The following is a 16,175-nucleotide window of genomic DNA, read 5'->3' as shown; positions in this document are numbered from 1 at the left end:
TCCTGGTCACAAGACGGGAACACTATAGTCCAGTACCTGATAGAGTTTTGCTATCGACTACTTAGCCTCCTATCTATCGATGCAAAACCCCTGAGCACTCCGATTCAGGTTAGCAGCCAGTCTGCCCATGGATAGTTGACAGTTCTGATATACAAACTTTCCCTTGCTGCAATAACGGAATGACGCATACACCCTGTCAAAGGAAGCGGAAGCGACATAAGGAATGCCGATGAACGAGACCGTATCCCTCGAAACACGCGAAGTACGCTTTCTCTCCGTGTTCGACTTCGACGGTACCCTGACATACCGAGACAGCTTCGTGCCCTTCCTGCGTTTCGCCTTCGGCAACCGGGTGTTCGTCCGCCGCATGCTGCGCATGGCAGGACCCAGCCTGGCCTATCTCTGCCGGCGTATCGACCGCGACGACCTGAAGGCGCGCCTGATCGCCACCTTCCTCACCGATGTGCCCGTAGATGTGCTGGAAGAGCGGGCGCTGGCCTACCAGAACCGCTTCTGGGAAACACTGATGCGTCCCCACGCATTGACCGCGGTGGCCGACCAGGTCAGCAGCGGCAGCACCGTGACCATCTGTTCCGCCTCCCCTTCGCTGCTACTCAGGCCGTTCGCCGAGAAGCTCGGCGTGCACCTGATCGCCACCGAGCTGGAAGTGGTAGACGGCGTACTGACCGGCAGGATCGTCGGCCGCAACTGCCGGCGCGACGAGAAAGTCTGCCGCCTGGAGCGGCACTACGGTCCGCTGACCCAATACTCCCTGCGCGCCTGGGGCGACTCGCGCGGCGATACGGAACTGCTGGCGGCGGCGCTGGAGCGCTTCTGGAAACCGTTCCGCTGACCGGTTCGCCTCAAGGAACCGTAACCCACTTGAAACGGGACTGCTGGTAGCGCTCCCCCTTCGGAGCCGAAGAAAGCTGGCTGGCCTGAAACCATCGCCTGCGAAAAAGCCGATGCCCGCAGAAAAATAGCCTTTCGCCATCAACCGATGGCCAAAACCAGATCGACGTTTGGTCGGAACCGGCAAGAGGAATCTGGTCTGCCGGAAACCTCTTCGGTCATCTCGAAGCGGCAGTCAGCGAAAAAGAAAATTCTCGGTCTGGCTTGGACTTAGGCCTATTGGTGGCTATTTGCCCTATAGGGCTTCCGGCAATATCCGGAAATCTGGATTTCTTCTCCGCCCATTAAAATTAATAGTTGTTCGATATTCTACAGCGCTTACCCTCACAACGCCCAGAAGTTGCGAAAACCAATTTACGCAAATAATTCGAACAATTCATTATTTCTGGAATTAGCCAATGAACCTGATAGCGGAAGATTTCAGCACACGAAGCCTTCTAGCGGGTGAGCGGTATAAAGCGAAGATCGCTTTCGTTTCACCACACACCAGGCGTAACAGTTTTGAGGACGAGCCAAAGTGCTTTCTGGGCGTCAGCCTGGAAAATAGAAATTTCACTCCCAACCGCTTCCATTCCATGGTCGAGTGGGCGGCTCGGCGCTTTGAGAAATGCAGTATTTTGATAGGCGACCATATTCACCGGATTACCTTGCAGTCCACGCGGGACATGCCCGAGGAAGATGCCCGCCGCGAGGCCGTCAGACTGGGCGACGCGTTCATGGAGGAAAGCCGGCTCATCGTCGATGCCTACCGACACGCCACGGACTTCGAGTACATAACCTGTTCGGAGATCCAGGCCAGTACAGAATGCAAGGATTTCTATACAAGTTTGCGTAACTATTTCCTGGAGCACTCTGGATTCCGAGATTCGGTGGAAAAGTTTGGAAGAAACTACCACCGGCATAATTGGGAGAAGTTGAGTGAAGAACAGCAGAGGCATCGCCTCGACTTTTCCTCGCGATATTTTCTCGAAGAGTTTTCCGTATTCGCCTGCCTAGTAAGAAAAGGCTTCAAAGTCATGGCCTATCCCGGTGCTTTCAGTACGTTGGCAGAAATAGCAGCGGGTGACTTTCCAGGAATGCTCGATGAATTGCAGAAACTTACCGTGGTTTCCCTGCAATTGAAAAGGAGATAGGAATGAGTTCCTCTCCCAAGCCGGTGGCCTGGCAATTGAACCGAGGTTCGATCTACCAGGATGTCTACGAGAAGAGAATCGATAAACGTCCTGTAGATACCCTGGCAAAACTGCAAGAGGCCTATCTGGAGGACGAGCATCTGGTCTTCCCCTCCGAACAAACCCGCGTGGCGGCGTTGAGAGATGGCGTTTTCCTGTTGCGAATACCGGACGATTTCCAGGTCCGCGACTGCGACCTGTTCGCCAGCAATTTCTTCAAGGGCCCGGCCATCGCCCCCTACGGTGCATTTCGCGAACTCACAGCGGAAACCTTCGACGATCCCCTGCTGGGTTTTCATGAACGAATCAACCAGATCGAGCAATTCCTGCTGGAACGACGCTTCTGGAAAACCCACTACCCAGAGGAAATCCTCCAGGCCGGCGAACAGCTGACCGCTTACAGTCGGCAGTTGCTGCGTGCCATCCTGTCGCTCACCGACATCGATCCGGAATTCTGGAGCCTGGCTACCGGCGGTGCCTCGGACGCCCAGGGTTCCTACCATTTAACCTTCAATCACTATCGCCCGCGCTTCGCGGGTGTCGGGCTGGCTTCCCACAAGGACGATGGGTTCCTGACGCTGTTACGCACCACCGAACCGGGGCTGGAAGTCAACCGCAATGATCGCTGGGAGGCGCTGGAGCCCTCACCCGATCATTTCGTGGTCAACTTTGGTCTCTCCATGGAAGTGCTTACTCGCGGCTCCTCCACACCCGTCAGGGCCATCATGCACAGGGTCAGGCATCAGACCCACGACCGCTGCAGCTTCGCTCATTTCACCTCCAGTCACTGCACTCCCGGCACCGAGGCAGGCATCTACAGCTATGCAACGGGAGAGGGACTCAGGAGAGTCTGCAGTTCGCGCGACATCATCGACGCGAACGACGAGGAGATCTACCAGGGTACGGTCATCAGGGAGACGGACAATCCATGAGCGGGCTTCCCCAGTTCCATCCCTGCAAGGCCTATCTGGATGATTCCAGGCACCTGGTCTTCAACCAGGCGGATGGCTTTGCGCGGGCGCTACGCGACGGCTTCTTCGCCCTGCGTATTCCAGAAGAACTGGATCTCGCACCAGGTATCCGCTTCGCCCAAGAGTTCTACCAACCTGCCGTGGAAGAGCCCCATGCAGACGCCCGTTACCGGGGTTTCAGGAACCTTCCCGACATCTATTTCGACCGGGAGAACTTCCAGACCGAACATATCCTTGCCGACGCCAGACAACGCCAGGCGTCGTTTCCAGACGAAGTGAACCGACTGTGCGAACGGATGCACGAGATCGCCCGGCTCATCCTGCGTGAGATCCTCGGCAGCCTCGGCGTAGCGCCACGGTTGTGGCCCGACGTCACCGGCGGGACCAGCGAAGGGAAGGGCGTCACCTGGTTCGCCGTCAGCCACTACCGACCCGAGCGCAACATGCAGGGCGCTCCAGCGCACAAGGACACCGGCTTCGTCACCGTCTTGTACTGCGACCAGCCAGGCCTGCAGGCGCGACTCGAGGAAGGATGGGTCGAGGTCCCCCCCATGGAAGGGCATTTCCTGATCAATTTCGGGGGCAGCCTGGAACTTCTCACCGCCAGGTTGCCAATCCCGGCCGCCGCGGTTCTCCACCAGGTCCGACAGAGTTCATCGACGGTGGAGCGGGGCGATCGCTACTCCTTCGCGGCATTCCTCAATCCACCTGCGACCGGCGCGCTCTACAGCCTCACCGCCGACGGCCAGCGCGCCGAGCCGGTCATTCCGGTAGAGACCTTCCTTCGCGAATTCAACGAGCAGACCTGGAAGGACAGCTATACCGATTTCGGCATCGCCGAAGGGCCTGGGGCCGCCGCCCCAGCCGACGACCACGCAAACCGGTACCTGCGCCCATGAACAGCAAAGAGAATAGCGCGCCCTTCCCCGGCCTCATCGCCCATCATTCCGGCTCTTGTCCGGCTACCGGACACGCCGAGGCTTTCCACCATGCCACGGTGTGCCAGGGCCTGGACGCCTCCACCTACTTCGCCCGTTCCGGCATCGCGGAACTGGCGGAGAACAACGAAGGACTCTGTACCTTCTGGCTCGGAGACGACCTGGCGCTCTACCAGACGACCAACGCGCCCCTCGTCGACGACGAGGATCTGGCGCCCTCGATCAATGCGAACGCCGAGCTCTTCGGTTCCTTCCTCGGTTCCCTGCCCGCGCAGGACGAGCGACGCAAGGCCAAGCGCGCCGTGGTCGAACGCGTGCTCGGCAGCAACCGGTTCGTTACCAGTCTGGACCCGCATGTACGCGAAATGGCCCAACACTACCTGCGAGAGGTGGCAGGTCGCTCGCTGCCCTTGCAGGACTTCTGCCTGCACATGGTAGCGCGCATCGACAGCGGGTTGCCCGGCGTCCTGGATTTTCATCAGAAGCCCCTGACCCACTACCTGCAAAGCACCGAATACGGAGTGATCGCCAGGGACTTCTTCGAGATCGCCTCGGAGGTCATCAGCAAGATGAATCCGGAATCGATCGAGAACGCCGACATGATCGTCGAGATGACGCGCGACATGCTGGATTCGAACTACGAATCGATTGTCCGGGCTCCTCCAACGAACATGATCCTCGCCCAGTTCGACTGCTTCTCCCGGCCCTTCACACGCGAAACCATACGAGCGCTGGATGCCGCATCACTCAAGGAACTGGGTACGATCATCGTCGCGACCTATGACACCACGGCCCTCAGTCTGCTCTGGACGCTCACCTACCTGGAGGACAATCCAGCCGAGAAAGAACGTCTGCTGGGTGTAGTAGACAACCCGGAACAAGCGCTGGACGAGGCCTACCTACTGGTGCTTGAAGCGATCCGCCTGGGTGGCAGCAACCCCACTGCATTGTGGCGCCGGACCAACCGGCCGATACGCATCCGCCATCGCGGCACCGAGGTTACGATTCCCGCCAATACGATGCTCTGGCTCGATCGACGGCGGGCCAATCGCGACGCGTCGCTGTTCCCCCACGCCGAGCGGTTCGATACGGACAACATCCGGCAGCTCATCCGCAACCAGACCAGCCACGGCCAGGCCGTGTCGCTGCTGGCCAGGAACCGCTACGAAATCAACTCCTTCAACATGGTCAACACCCATAGAAGCCCGCGCAAATGCCCAGGCCGCCTGTTCTCCGTCAGGGAACAGGCGCTGATCCTGACGGAGCTGTACCGCCTCTACAAGGTCTGCGTGACAGAAGCCGACTCCACGCTGGCACCTCACAGTTCCATGCCGCGGCCCCGACGTTCGGGAAACATCATCCTCACTGCCAGGGCCGCCGCCCTGTGAACCTGTACGTCATGGAGAACGCTTGATGAGCAATATCCTTCCATCCGCCCGGATGCTCGACGGCATGCTGCACTTCAAGGAAGAAGACGGTTTCAGTCGCGCGCGCAAGCTAGGTGCCTTCCACCTCGAGCACCCACGGGGCTGGGACTTTTCGGCCGGCATCGCCCTGGCCCAGAGCTATTATCTGGAACCCGAGGTAGACGCCGACAACGCCTTCCGGGGGTTCCATCGCAAGGATCTCGGCAAGTCCCTGCTGGGCTATTCCCGCACAGGTGCCGACCAGGACGAACTGCTGCAGATCGAATGCGGCCTGTGGCGGGAATATCTTCCCGCCCCCGCCGCCGACCTGCTTTGGGCAATGAACGACCTGAACCGCAGTGTTCTCTCGCAACTGTTCGCGCTGGTCGGCATCGAGGAAAGACATTTCGACCTGATAGCCGGCGGCATGTCTTCCAACCAGGCGCTGCAGTACTGCATCTTCAATCATTTCCGCGCTGACAGCGCCCACCCGGTGGGTCTCACCGCCCACAAGGACAGCGGTTTTACCACCCTGCTCTACACCACGGAGCCTGGGCTGGAGTCGCTGGAAAATGGCTCCTGGATTCCTTTCGATCCCATGCCCGGCCATTTCACCCTGGTACTTGGACACTCCTTCGAACTCCTAACCGAGAAGTCCGCCACCCCTGTCCAGGCCAGCTATCACCGCGTCCGCAGAATGGAACCGCAAGAGCGAAAAGCGGACAGGTTCACCTTCGGTTCCTACATCGGTCCGCGCTGGGACCAGGACCTGTACCAGATCAGCGGCGAGACCGTTAAGCCGGTGCAATCCTTCCTCGAGTTTCAGAAACGCAAAGCCGCGGAAATGGGTTACGAATTCCATCCCAAGGTGGAGACGGCTCATCGCTGAGCCCATACATCCTTCGCAGGAGGCGCCAGTGAACACGAAACCGAAAACCGCCAGCTCTCCGACGCTACGCGCTCCGGTCAACCTTCCGGCAATGCCACTGGAGAGCCAGGTCCACCAATACCCACCCATCGAGATGGCGCGATCGCGCCTGCTGGAAAGCAGACTCGTCTTCGATCATCCAGACGGCTTCGAACAGGCGCGCAGGCACGGCTTCTTCCTGCTGGAAGTTCCAGCTCGGATGGACTTCTGCCCTGGCGACCTATTCGTCCGCAATTGCTTCCTTCCCCGAGCAGAGGGCGCCTTGTCCACCTATACGGGGTTCAAGGAATGCCAGATACCAGGGGCCTACCAAGGCTATTTCGACAGGGAGCACGATCAGTGGGAGAACGTCTACATCGAACGAGGCAACTGGTCTCTTATACCTGAGGCCGTGGCTGCACTGGGCGTACAAATGGCGGAGCTGGGTATTGGCGTCCTGCGCGCGGTGCTCGCGGAGCTAGACATCCCCCGCGCGGAATGGGCACGCCTGACCAGCGGCCTGTCCGAAGGACAGGGCCACCAGATGTTCGGCTTCAATCATTTCCGCGCCAGCAAGCCGATCCGTGGTTCCAAGTTCCATCGAGACTCGGGCTGGGTCACCGTCCTGCGCTCCACCGAACCCGGACTGATCGCCTATATCGACGGCCAGCTCCGCTCGATCAACCCACTGCCTGGCCATCTCATCATCAACTTCGGCAGTTCCATGGAAGTACTTTCCGAACACCTGTCGAGAAAGGTCCACGCTAATGTCCACGGGGTAGCCCGCACCGAGCGCGCGAGCCCGGACGAACGCTACTCCTATGTCGTTTTCCTGGATAGCGATCTGGGCGGCGACATCTACCGATACGGTCCGGCCGGAGCCCAGAAGGTACAGACGGTCCTCGAATTCGCCGAACAGGAGGTCAGCCGGACCTACAACGACGACATCCTCCTCTGACCCCATGCCAGAGGAGTTCACCCAACCGGTCCCGGGGATGACAAACGATGAACCCAAACGCCACCTATGCTCTGGCTTCGGCCGAACTGATCGACGGAAAGCTACGCTTCGACAGCAGCGATGGCTTCGCCCGCGCCATCGCCGACGGGTTCTTCTTCGTCAAGTCACCGAGCCTGGACCTGGCAGCCGGCGATACCTTCGCCCGCAACTTCTACCTGCCTCGCCAGGAGGGCCTCGGCGCGCCCTACCAGGGTTTCTCGCAGTGGACCGAAGATCGGCTGGCGCGCCGGGAAGGATATTTCTCCCGCGACGTCGACCAGGTCGAGCAGTTCTTCCTCGAGAGCCGATTCTGGCAGACAGTGTTCCCAGGCCCTTTGCTGCGGCAGGCCGAACGGATGCGGAGTTTCAGTCTCGAGGTGCTGCGGGCCGTACTCGCGGAACTGGACCTGCCGGTAGAGCTGTGGGACGAGGCCACGGGACGCTGCCTCTCCATGCAAGGCACCTATCACCTGACCTTTAACCATTTCCGCAGCCACGTCCGGGCCCGCGGGCTGAATGTGCACAAGGACTCGGGTTGGGTGACCATCCTGCGCTCGCTGGAGCCTGGACTTGAGGTTCTTCGCGAGGGAGACTGGCTGCCGGTCTCGCCCCGTCCCGGCGAATTCATCGTCAACTTCGGCTGCGCGATGGAGATACTGACCCGTCACTCGGCCACTCCTGTCGCCGCCGTCGCTCACCGAGTGCAGGAACAATTGCCAGGCCAAGCCGATCGCTTCTCCTATGCCCTGTTCGTGGATAGCAGCCTGGACCCACGGACATGCCCTGGCCTGTTTCGCTATCTTCCAGGCCACGGCCTGGTGCTGGAAGCAGATTTCGAAATGTTCCTCAACGAAATTCTGCACAATACTTACCAAGAGAATACCCAGGGTCTATATTGACCCTCCTCCCCGCAGTACCTGCATTCCCCGGAGAGCCGCCGCAAAGTCGGCTTTCCTTCCCCAGTCCTCGGCAGATCAACTCATCCCTGACCCTGGCGCCGGCTCCACGAGCCGGCGCCCACTTGGCGTTCGTCCGCTCATTCAGCCAAAGAGAACATCATGAAGCAGAAAATTTCCCCGCCTTCACAGAAGCTCGACGGCCTGTTCCTGCTGGCCCTGTCGATGGCCGTATTCTTCGTCGGCGTGACCGAGTTCATGCTGTCCTCCATGCTCGGGCCGCTGGCGCAGGCGTTCCACACCACTACCAGCGGCGCCGCCTGGCTGATCTCCAGCTACGCGTTCTCCTATGCGATCGCCGCGCCGTTGCTGGGCTACTTCTCCGACCGCATGCAACGCAGGAAGCTGCTGCTGCTCGCCCTGGTCCTCTTCGCGGTCGATACTCTGGCCATCGTCATCGCCCCGACCCTGGAAATTGCCGTCGTCCTGCGGGTGATCGGGGGCATCGCCTCGGCAATCATCATCCCGACCACCTTCGCCCTGGTCGCGGAGGTGGTCGCCCCGCAAAGACAGGCCGGTGCCATGGGCCAGGTGATGCTCGGCATGACCCTCGGCATTGCCGCCGGCCCGGCACTGGCCGGCCTCCTCTCGGACTTCTTCGGCTGGGCGGCGCCCTTCCTGATGGTCTCGTGCGGTTGCGTGCTGGTCTTCCTGATGGCACGCCAGCGCCTTCCCGTGCAAGCCGTGGCACCGCGCGCCGAGGGCCATGCGCTGGGCTGGTGCAGGCAATGGAGCATCCTCAGGCCACTGATCGCCAAGGGTGCCTGGAACGGCACCGGGGTCGCCGGCCTGCTTCTCTCGGGAGAGGTGCTGCGCCAGCGCTACGGCTTCAGCACCGCGCAGATAGGCGTCAGCATCGCCGCCTTCGGCGTGGGCCTGGCCGTGGGCAACCTCGCCGCGGGTTACCTGCGACGTTATCTGAAGCGCGACGAAGACATGCTCCTGCTGGTGCTGGCGCTCCTGGTGCTATCGATGTCGACCTTCATGCTCCTGCCGCTACCGTTACCCGTGGCGCTCTGCTGCCTGGGCGCCTGGGGCGCCGCGCTGGGCCTGGGCGCGCCGGCGGGCACGGTGGTACTCGCCTCGCGCTCCGGGCCGGACAAGGGCATGGTGCTGTCGTTCGCCGAGACGTTCAACAACATCGCCATTCTCGCCAGCGTGCCCCTGGCTGTGCGACTGCTGGAGCTGAAGGGGCCGCCCGCCACCCTGTGGGTATTGGGCATCGGCCTGGGGATCGGCGCCTGGCTCACCGTGCTGGACTGGTTCGCCAGCCGCAGGAGCGACGAGGCGCTGCCGTTGCGCGATTGACGGCGAGCGCCGGGGCCGCATGCCTGCCCCGGCTTTCGGGTACGCGGCCGGCGTTACTCGACGGTGACCGACTTGGCCAGGTTGCGCGGCTGGTCGACGTCGGTGCCCTTGAGCACGGCGACATGGTACGAGAGCAATTGCAACGGGATGGTGTAGAGGATCGGCGAGAGCACGTCGCCGATGTGCGGCATGCCCACCACATGGGTGCCCTCGCCGGCCTCGATGCCCGCGCCTTCGTCGGCGAACACCACCAGTTCGCCGCCGCGGGCGCGGACTTCCTGCAGGTTCGACTTGAGCTTCTCCACCAGCTCGTTGTTCGGCGCCACGGTAACCACCGGCATGTCGCTGTCCACCAGCGCCAGCGGGCCATGCTTGAGTTCGCCGGCCGGGTAGGCTTCGGCATGGATATAGGAAATTTCCTTGAGCTTCAGCGCGCCTTCCAGGGCCACCGGGAACTGCGCGCCACGGCCGAGGAACAGGGTGTGGTGCTTCTCGGCGAACAGCTCGGAAACCTTCTCCACCGTCCGGTTCATCGCCAGCGCCTCGCCCAGCCGGGTCGGCAGGCGACGCAGTTCGTCCACCAGCTCGGCTTCGACGCCATCGGCCAGGCGCTTCTGCACCTGGCCGATGCCCAGGGTCAGCAGCAGCAGGGCGACCAACTGGGTGGTGAAGGCCTTGGTCGAGGCCACGCCGATTTCCGGGCCGGCCTGGGTCAGCAGGGTCAGGTCGGATTCGCGCACCAGCGAACTGGTGGCAACGTTGCAGATCGCCACGCTGGAGAGGAAGCCCAGCTCCTTGGCGTTGCGCAGGGCAGCCAGGGTGTCGGCAGTCTCACCGGACTGGGAGATGGTGACGAACAGGCAATCCGGCTGCACCGCGACCTTGCGGTAGCGGAACTCGCTGGCGACCTCCACCTGGCAGGGAATCCCGGTCAGGCTTTCCAGCCAGTAACGGGCGACCATGCCGGCGTGGTAGCTGGTACCGCAGGCGACGATCTGCACGTTGCGAACCTTGGCGAACAGCTCCGCCGCCTGCGGGCCGAAGCTTTCCACCATTACCTGGTTCTGCCCGAGGCGGCCTTCCAGGGTGCGCTGCACGACGCTGGGCTGCTCGTGGATTTCCTTGAGCATGAAGTGCCGGTACTCGCCCTTGTCGGCGGCTTCGGCGCCTTCGTGGTACTGCACGGTCTCGCGCTGCACGTCGTTGCCCTGGACATCCCACAGGCGCACGCTGTCGCGACGGATCTCGGCGATATCGCCTTCTTCCAGGTAGATGAAACGGTCGGTCACCTGGCGCAGCGCCAGTTGGTCGGAAGCGAGGAAGTTCTCGCCAAGCCCGAGGCCGATCACCAGCGGGCTGCCGCTGCGGGCGGCGACGATGCGGTCCGGCTGCGCCGCGCTGATCACTGCCAGGCCATAGGCCCCGTGCAATTCCTTGACCGCGTCCTTCAGCGCCAGGGTCAGGTCGCCGATGGACTGCAGCTTGTGATGCAGCAGGTGGACGATGACCTCGGTGTCGGTTTGCGAGGTGAACACGTAGCCCAGGCCCTTGAGCCGCTCACGGAGAGGTTCGTGGTTCTCGATGATGCCGTTGTGCACCACCGCCAGTTCGTCGCTGGAGAAATGCGGGTGGGCATTGCCTTCGGTTGGCGCGCCGTGGGTCGCCCAGCGGGTATGGGCGATGCCCAGGCGGCCGAGCAGCGGCGTACCGGCCAGGCCTTCCTCCAGGCTGGCGACCTTGCCGACCCGGCGGCAGCGCTGCAGCCTGCCTTCGTTATCGAAGACCGCCACGCCGGCGCTGTCGTAGCCGCGATACTCGAGGCGCTTGAGGCCTTCGATGAGGATGGGGGTGATGTTGCGCTCGGCGATCGCGCCTACGATTCCACACATGGGGTCTTTCTCCTTTCAGGCCTCGACCGGGGCGCAGATCAGCGTGACGCCCCGGGCGGTTATCTGTTCGCGCGCGGAAGGTTCCAGGCGCTCGTCGGTAATCAGGGTATGGATGCTGCTCCAGGGCAATTCCTGGTTGGGAATGCGCCGACCGACCTTGTCGGCCTCGGCCATGACGATCACCTCGCGGGCGACCTCGGCCATCACCCGGCTCAGGCCCAGCAATTCGTTGAACGTGGTCGTCCCGCGTTCGAGATCAATGCCGTCGGCACCGATGAATAGTTGGTCGAAGTCATAGGAACGCAGCACCTGCTCGGCAACCTGCCCCTGGAACGACTCGGAATGCGGATCCCAGGTCCCCCCGGTCATCAGCAGCACCGGCTCGTGCTCCAGTTCGCGCAGGGCGTTGACCACGTTCAGCGAGTTGGTCATCACCACCAGGCCCGGCTTGTGCCCAAGCTCGGGGATCATCGCCGCGGTGGTGCTGCCACTGTCGATGATGATCCGCGCATGCTCGCGGATGCGCGCCGCGGCGGCGCGACCGATAGCCTGCTTGTAGGGCGAGACGGGCTGTGCGGCTTCGCCGATCAGTTCCTGCGGCATCGGCACCGCACCGCCGTAGCGACGCAACAGCAGGCCGTGGCTTTCCATGGCGGCGAGGTCCTTGCGGATGGTCACTTCCGAGGTGGAAAAGCGCTTGGCGAGTGCGTCCACGCTGACCTCGCCCTGCTCGGAAAGCAGCGCGAGGATGGCATGGCGACGTTGCGGCGTATTACGTTTCGAGATCACTTAAGTTTCGTTTCGAAAGAAAAGTGTGCGAATCAAAACTTATCCGGCGATTCCCGTCAATGACTTTTCATCGGCTCGGCAGCACCGTATTGGGATCGAGGTAGAACATTTTCTTCCAACCCTGGGTGCTGGCGTCGGCCAGCCAGGGATAGGGCAGCAAGGTGATGATCGCGTAGTGCAGGTGGGCCGGCTTGCCGCGCGCGTTGCCGGTGGTTCCGACCGCACCCAGGCGGGAACCGGCGAGGACCGGCTGGCCCGGATAGGTGTCGAGGCTATCGAGATGGGCGTAGTAATGCAGGCGCCACTTGGGCGCCAGCACCAGGACGACCTTGCCGCCGAGGGCGATCTCCCCGCGATAGAGCACCAGGCCGTAGCTGGCGGAGCGTACGGGGGTGCCGCTGCGGGCGAAGATGTCGATGCCCTTGTGCACTCCGGAGCGCCCCCAGGGCTCGAACCAGAAGGTTCGCGGATTCCAGTCGCGGGCACTGGCGCCTTCGACGGGTATCCGCGGCCATTCGGGCAGCACCGCCCAGGCTATGAGCAGCCCCAGCACGATCCGTTTCGCAGGCTTCGGCATCCGTGCCGCTCCGTTACTTCTTGATTTTTTCCGGGCGCTTCCAGTTTTCCAGGTTCTTCTGCCGGGCGCGGCCGAAGGCCAGGTTCTTCGCCGGAACCTCATGGGTGATGGTGGAGCCGGCCGCGGTCGTCGCGCCATCGCCGATCTTCAGCGGCGCCACCAGCGAGTTGTTCGAGCCGATGAACACATCGTCGCCCAGCTCGGTGCGGAACTTGTTCGCGCCATCGTAGTTGCAGGTGATGGTGCCGGCGCCGATGTTGCAGTTGGCGCCCAACTCGGCATCGCCCAGGTAGCTCAGGTGGCCGGCCTTGCTGCCCTCGCCCAGGCGGGCATTCTTCAGTTCGACGAAGTTGCCGACATGGGCCCGAGCGCCGAGCACGCTGCCCGGACGCAGGCGGGCGAACGGACCGGCATCGCTACCCTCGCCCAGCTCCGCGCCTTCCAGGTGGCTGTTGGCCTTGATCACCGCGCCACGCCGCAGGACGCTGTCGCGAATCACGCAGTTCGGTCCGATGCGCACGTCGTCCTCGATCACCACGCGGCCTTCCAGCACCACATTGACGTCGATCAGCACGTCGCGGCCGACCGAGATTTCGCCACGGACATCCAGGCGCTGCGGATCGAGCAGGGTCACGCCCTGGCGCATCAGCTCCTCTGCGCGCAGGCGCTGGTAGTGACGCTCCAGCTGGGCCTGTTGCATGCGGTCATTGACGCCCTGCACTTCCATCGCGTCCAGCGGTTGGGCGCTGGCCACCACCAGGCCGTCGCCGACCGCCATGGCGATCACGTCGGTCAGGTAGTACTCGCCCTGGGCGTTGTCGTTGGACAGGCGGCCGAGCCAGTCGGCAAGGCGCTTGCCCGGCACCGCGAGGATGCCGGTGTTGATCTCGCCGATCTGGCGCTGCGCCGGGGTCGCGTCCTTGTGCTCGACGATGGCCTGCACCGCGCCCTGGTCGTCACGGACGATACGGCCGTAGCCGGTGGGGTCGAGCATGTCGACGGTGAGCAACGACAACTGGTCCGGGGTGACTTGCGCCAGCAGGCGCTGCAAGGTGTCCAGCTGGATCAGCGGCACGTCGCCGTAGAGGATCAGCACCTGGTCTGCACTGAGGAACGGCAGGGCCTGGGCCACCGCATGGCCCGTACCGAGCTGTTCGGCCTGGAGCACGAAATTCAGGTCGTCGGCGGCCATCCGCTCACGCACCAGATCCGCGCCGTGGCCGATCACCACGTGGATCCGTTCCGGCTGCAACTGGCGCGCGCAGTCGATGACGTGGCCGAGCATCGGCTTGCCGGCAATGGGATGGAGGACCTTGGGCAGGGCCGAACGCATGCGGGTGCCCTGGCCGGCGGCGAGAATCACGATTTCAAGGGACATGGACTGGACTACCGTTCCTGGTGGTCACAGGCAAAACCTGTGAGTGAAGATGCAAAACGAAAAAAGGGTAGCCCACAGGCTACCCTTTTCCCTGACACCGCTAGAAGTACCGGCTGGAAATCAGCCGCCGAACTTCTTGCGCAGTTGCTGGACGGTGCGCAGCTGGGCTGCGGCTTCGGCCAGACGCGCGGCAGCGGCGCTGTAGTCGAACTCGGCGCCCTTGCCCTGCAGCGCCTTTTCGGCAGCCTTCAGGGCTTCCTGGGCGGCCGCTTCGTCGAGGTCGCCGGCACGAACCACGGTGTCGGCGAGGACCTTGACCATGTTCGGCTGGACTTCGAGGAAACCGCCGGAGATGTAGTACACCTCCTGCTCGCCGCCCTGCTTGACCAGGCGGATGGGGCCCGGTTTCAGGTCGGTGATCAGCGGCGCGTGGCCCGGGGCGATACCCAGGTCACCCAGAGCGCCGTGCGCGATAACCATCTCGACCAGGCCGGAGAAGATCTCCGCCTCGGCGCTGACGATGTCGCAATGGACTGTTATGGCCATACGCTTGCCTCACATGAGCGCCCGTCGCCGGGCGCACAGGATTACAGTTTTTTGGCTTTCTCGACCGCTTCTTCGATACCGCCGACCATGTAGAACGCCTGCTCCGGCAGGTGATCGTAGTCGCCGTTGAGAATGCCCTTGAAGCCAGCGATGGTGTCCTTCAGGGAAACGTACTTGCCCGGCGAACCGGTGAAGACTTCCGCTACGAAGAACGGCTGGGACAGGAAGCGCTGGATCTTACGAGCGCGCGCCACCAGCAGCTTGTCGGCTTCGGACAGTTCGTCCATGCCCAGGATCGCGATGATGTCCTTCAGCTCCTTGTAGCGCTGCAGAACATACTGGACGCCGCGAGCGGTGTCGTAGTGATCCTGGCCGATCACCAGCGGATCGAGCTGGCGAGAAGTGGAGTCCAGCGGGTCGACCGCGGGGTAGATACCCAGCGAGGCGATGTCACGGGACAGTACGACGGTCGCGTCCAGGTGGGCGAAGGTGGTCGCCGGGGACGGGTCGGTGAGGTCGTCCGCGGGAACGTATACGGCCTGGATCGAGGTGATCGAGCCTTTCTTGGTGGAGGTGATGCGCTCCTGCAGAACGCCCATCTCTTCGGCCAGGGTCGGCTGATAGCCCACCGCGGACGGCATACGGCCCAGCAGTGCGGACACTTCGGTACCGGCGAGGGTGTAACGGTAGATGTTGTCGATGAACAACAGAACGTCACGGCCTTCGTCACGGAACTTCTCGGCCATGGTCAGGCCGGTCAGTGCGACGCGCAGACGGTTGCCCGGCGGCTCGTTCATCTGGCCGTATACCAGGGCTACCTTGTCCAGTACGTTGGAGTCCTTCATCTCGTGGTAGAAGTCGTTACCCTCACGAGTACGCTCGCCCACACCCGCGAACACGGAATAACCGCTGTGCTCGATGGCGATGTTACGGATCAGTTCCATCATGTTGACGGTCTTGCCCACGCCGGCGCCGCCGAACAGGCCTACCTTGCCGCCCTTGGCGAACGGGCAGACCAGGTCGATCACCTTGATGCCGGTTTCCAGCAGCTCGTTGCCGCCAGCCTGGTCGGCATAGGACGGAGCTTCGCGGTGGATGCCCCAGCGCTCTTCTTCGCCGATGGGACCGGCTTCGTCGATCGGGTTGCCCAGTACGTCCATGATCCGGCCCAGGGTCGCTTTACCGACCGGCACGGAGATGGCAGCACCAGTGCTGTCCACGTTCAGGCCACGCTTGAGGCCTTCGGTGGAACCCATCGCAATGGAACGAACCACGCCGTCGCCCAGCTGCTGCTGGACTTCCAGGGTGGTTTCAACGCCCTGAACCTTCAGGGCTTCATAGATGCTCGGCACGGCATCGCGCGGGAATTCCACGTCGATCACGGCGCCGATGATTTGAACGATACGTCCGCTACTCATGTCTGGTTCCT

15 protein-coding genes are annotated in these 16,175 nt (G+C 62.4%); 9 read left to right on the top strand and 6 right to left on the bottom strand.

Features of this window, described 5'->3' with window-relative positions; translation table 11 throughout:
- The first annotated feature begins 229 nt into the window (after positions 1-229).
- The 9 genes from FHW81_RS20365 to FHW81_RS20325 all read left to right on the top strand — a co-directional run bounded on the left by FHW81_RS20365 (position 230) and on the right by FHW81_RS20325 (position 9,567).
- Entirely contained in the window at positions 230-853 is a 624-nt protein-coding gene (locus tag FHW81_RS20365) for an HAD-IB family phosphatase (protein ID WP_004351894.1), read from the top strand.
- 457 nt (positions 854-1,310) lie between these two features.
- Complete coding sequence (locus tag FHW81_RS20360; RefSeq protein WP_017001986.1) at positions 1,311-2,045, top strand: tRNA-dependent cyclodipeptide synthase; 735 nt, start codon at positions 1,311-1,313, stop codon at positions 2,043-2,045.
- 2 nt (positions 2,046-2,047) lie between these two features.
- On the top strand, positions 2,048-3,016 hold the full coding sequence (locus FHW81_RS20355) for a 2OG-Fe(II) oxygenase family protein (RefSeq protein ID WP_003100204.1): 969 nt from the start codon (positions 2,048-2,050) through the stop codon (positions 3,014-3,016).
- Entirely contained in the window at positions 3,013-3,954 is a 942-nt protein-coding gene (locus FHW81_RS20350) for a 2OG-Fe(II) oxygenase family protein (RefSeq protein ID WP_003100208.1), read from the top strand. The genes FHW81_RS20355 and FHW81_RS20350 overlap by 4 nt, the downstream gene beginning before the upstream one ends.
- The gene (locus FHW81_RS20345; RefSeq protein WP_023131431.1) at positions 3,951-5,381 is read left to right on the top strand and encodes a cytochrome P450; all 1,431 of its coding nucleotides are present in this window, start codon (positions 3,951-3,953) and stop codon (positions 5,379-5,381) included. Before FHW81_RS20350 ends, FHW81_RS20345 begins: the two co-directional genes overlap by 4 nt.
- A 25-nt stretch (positions 5,382-5,406) precedes the next feature.
- Complete coding sequence (locus tag FHW81_RS20340; RefSeq protein ID WP_003100213.1) at positions 5,407-6,288, top strand: 2OG-Fe(II) oxygenase family protein; 882 nt, start codon at positions 5,407-5,409, stop codon at positions 6,286-6,288.
- Between the two features lie 28 nt (positions 6,289-6,316).
- Entirely contained in the window at positions 6,317-7,264 is a 948-nt protein-coding gene (locus FHW81_RS20335; protein ID WP_014603451.1) for a 2OG-Fe(II) oxygenase family protein, read from the top strand.
- 47 nt (positions 7,265-7,311) lie between these two features.
- Positions 7,312-8,202 (top strand): 2OG-Fe(II) oxygenase family protein, encoded by an 891-nt coding sequence (locus FHW81_RS20330; RefSeq protein WP_003100219.1) that lies wholly within the window; start codon positions 7,312-7,314, stop codon positions 8,200-8,202.
- Positions 8,203-8,361: 159 nt separating this feature from the next.
- Positions 8,362-9,567, top strand: a complete 1,206-nt coding sequence (locus tag FHW81_RS20325) for an MFS transporter (RefSeq protein WP_023131432.1) — start codon at positions 8,362-8,364, stop codon at positions 9,565-9,567.
- Between the two features lie 53 nt (positions 9,568-9,620).
- On the opposite strand, the gene glmS is transcribed toward FHW81_RS20325, so the two are convergent.
- The 6 genes from glmS to atpD all read right to left on the bottom strand — a co-directional run bounded on the left by glmS (position 9,621) and on the right by atpD (position 16,164).
- The gene (gene glmS / locus FHW81_RS20320) at positions 9,621-11,456 is read right to left on the bottom strand and encodes a glutamine--fructose-6-phosphate transaminase (isomerizing) (RefSeq protein WP_003097120.1); all 1,836 of its coding nucleotides are present in this window, start codon (positions 11,454-11,456) and stop codon (positions 9,621-9,623) included.
- A 15-nt stretch (positions 11,457-11,471) separates the two neighbouring features.
- A complete protein-coding gene (locus FHW81_RS20315) occupies positions 11,472-12,245 on the bottom strand; it encodes a DeoR/GlpR family DNA-binding transcription regulator (RefSeq protein ID WP_003458389.1) in 774 nt (257 codons plus the stop codon).
- Between the two features lie 67 nt (positions 12,246-12,312).
- Positions 12,313-12,822 carry a M23 family metallopeptidase gene (locus FHW81_RS20310; protein WP_106120532.1) on the bottom strand — a complete coding sequence of 170 codons (510 nt, stop codon included), beginning with the start codon at positions 12,820-12,822 and terminating at the stop codon, positions 12,313-12,315.
- Between the two features lie 13 nt (positions 12,823-12,835).
- Complete coding sequence (glmU, locus tag FHW81_RS20305) at positions 12,836-14,200, bottom strand: bifunctional UDP-N-acetylglucosamine diphosphorylase/glucosamine-1-phosphate N-acetyltransferase GlmU (protein ID WP_003114651.1); 1,365 nt, start codon at positions 14,198-14,200, stop codon at positions 12,836-12,838.
- A gap of 120 nt (positions 14,201-14,320) precedes the next feature.
- Entirely contained in the window at positions 14,321-14,746 is a 426-nt protein-coding gene (locus tag FHW81_RS20300) for a F0F1 ATP synthase subunit epsilon (protein ID WP_003097128.1), read from the bottom strand.
- Positions 14,747-14,787: 41 nt separating this feature from the next.
- Positions 14,788-16,164, bottom strand: coding sequence for a F0F1 ATP synthase subunit beta (gene atpD / locus FHW81_RS20295; protein WP_003097130.1), 1,377 nt, complete (start codon positions 16,162-16,164; stop codon positions 14,788-14,790).
- Positions 16,165-16,175 lie beyond the last annotated feature (11 nt).

This window comes from Pseudomonas sp. RC10-4-2, from assembly GCF_050433085.1.
Classification (GTDB): domain Bacteria; phylum Pseudomonadota; class Gammaproteobacteria; order Pseudomonadales; family Pseudomonadaceae; genus Pseudomonas; species Pseudomonas aeruginosa.
Note: the sequence above shows the minus strand (reverse complement) of the source record. Positions and strands in the feature narration are given on the sequence as shown.

Coding starts and splice junctions, on each gene's coding strand:
- FHW81_RS20365 (WP_004351894.1), top strand. CDS start 230: ATGAACGAGACCGTATCCCTCGAAACACGCGAAGTACGCTTTCTCTCC.
- FHW81_RS20360 (WP_017001986.1), top strand. CDS start 1,311: ATGAACCTGATAGCGGAAGATTTCAGCACACGAAGCCTTCTAGCGGGT.
- FHW81_RS20355 (WP_003100204.1), top strand. CDS start 2,048: ATGAGTTCCTCTCCCAAGCCGGTGGCCTGGCAATTGAACCGAGGTTCG.
- FHW81_RS20350 (WP_003100208.1), top strand. CDS start 3,013: ATGAGCGGGCTTCCCCAGTTCCATCCCTGCAAGGCCTATCTGGATGAT.
- FHW81_RS20345 (WP_023131431.1), top strand. CDS start 3,951: ATGAACAGCAAAGAGAATAGCGCGCCCTTCCCCGGCCTCATCGCCCAT.
- FHW81_RS20340 (WP_003100213.1), top strand. CDS start 5,407: ATGAGCAATATCCTTCCATCCGCCCGGATGCTCGACGGCATGCTGCAC.
- FHW81_RS20330 (WP_003100219.1), top strand. CDS start 7,312: ATGAACCCAAACGCCACCTATGCTCTGGCTTCGGCCGAACTGATCGAC.
- FHW81_RS20325 (WP_023131432.1), top strand. CDS start 8,362: ATGAAGCAGAAAATTTCCCCGCCTTCACAGAAGCTCGACGGCCTGTTC.
- glmS (WP_003097120.1), bottom strand. CDS start 11,456: ATGTGTGGAATCGTAGGCGCGATCGCCGAGCGCAACATCACCCCCATC.
- FHW81_RS20310 (WP_106120532.1), bottom strand. CDS start 12,822: ATGCCGAAGCCTGCGAAACGGATCGTGCTGGGGCTGCTCATAGCCTGG.
- glmU (WP_003114651.1), bottom strand. CDS start 14,200: ATGTCCCTTGAAATCGTGATTCTCGCCGCCGGCCAGGGCACCCGCATG.
- FHW81_RS20300 (WP_003097128.1), bottom strand. CDS start 14,746: ATGGCCATAACAGTCCATTGCGACATCGTCAGCGCCGAGGCGGAGATC.
- atpD (WP_003097130.1), bottom strand. CDS start 16,164: ATGAGTAGCGGACGTATCGTTCAAATCATCGGCGCCGTGATCGACGTG.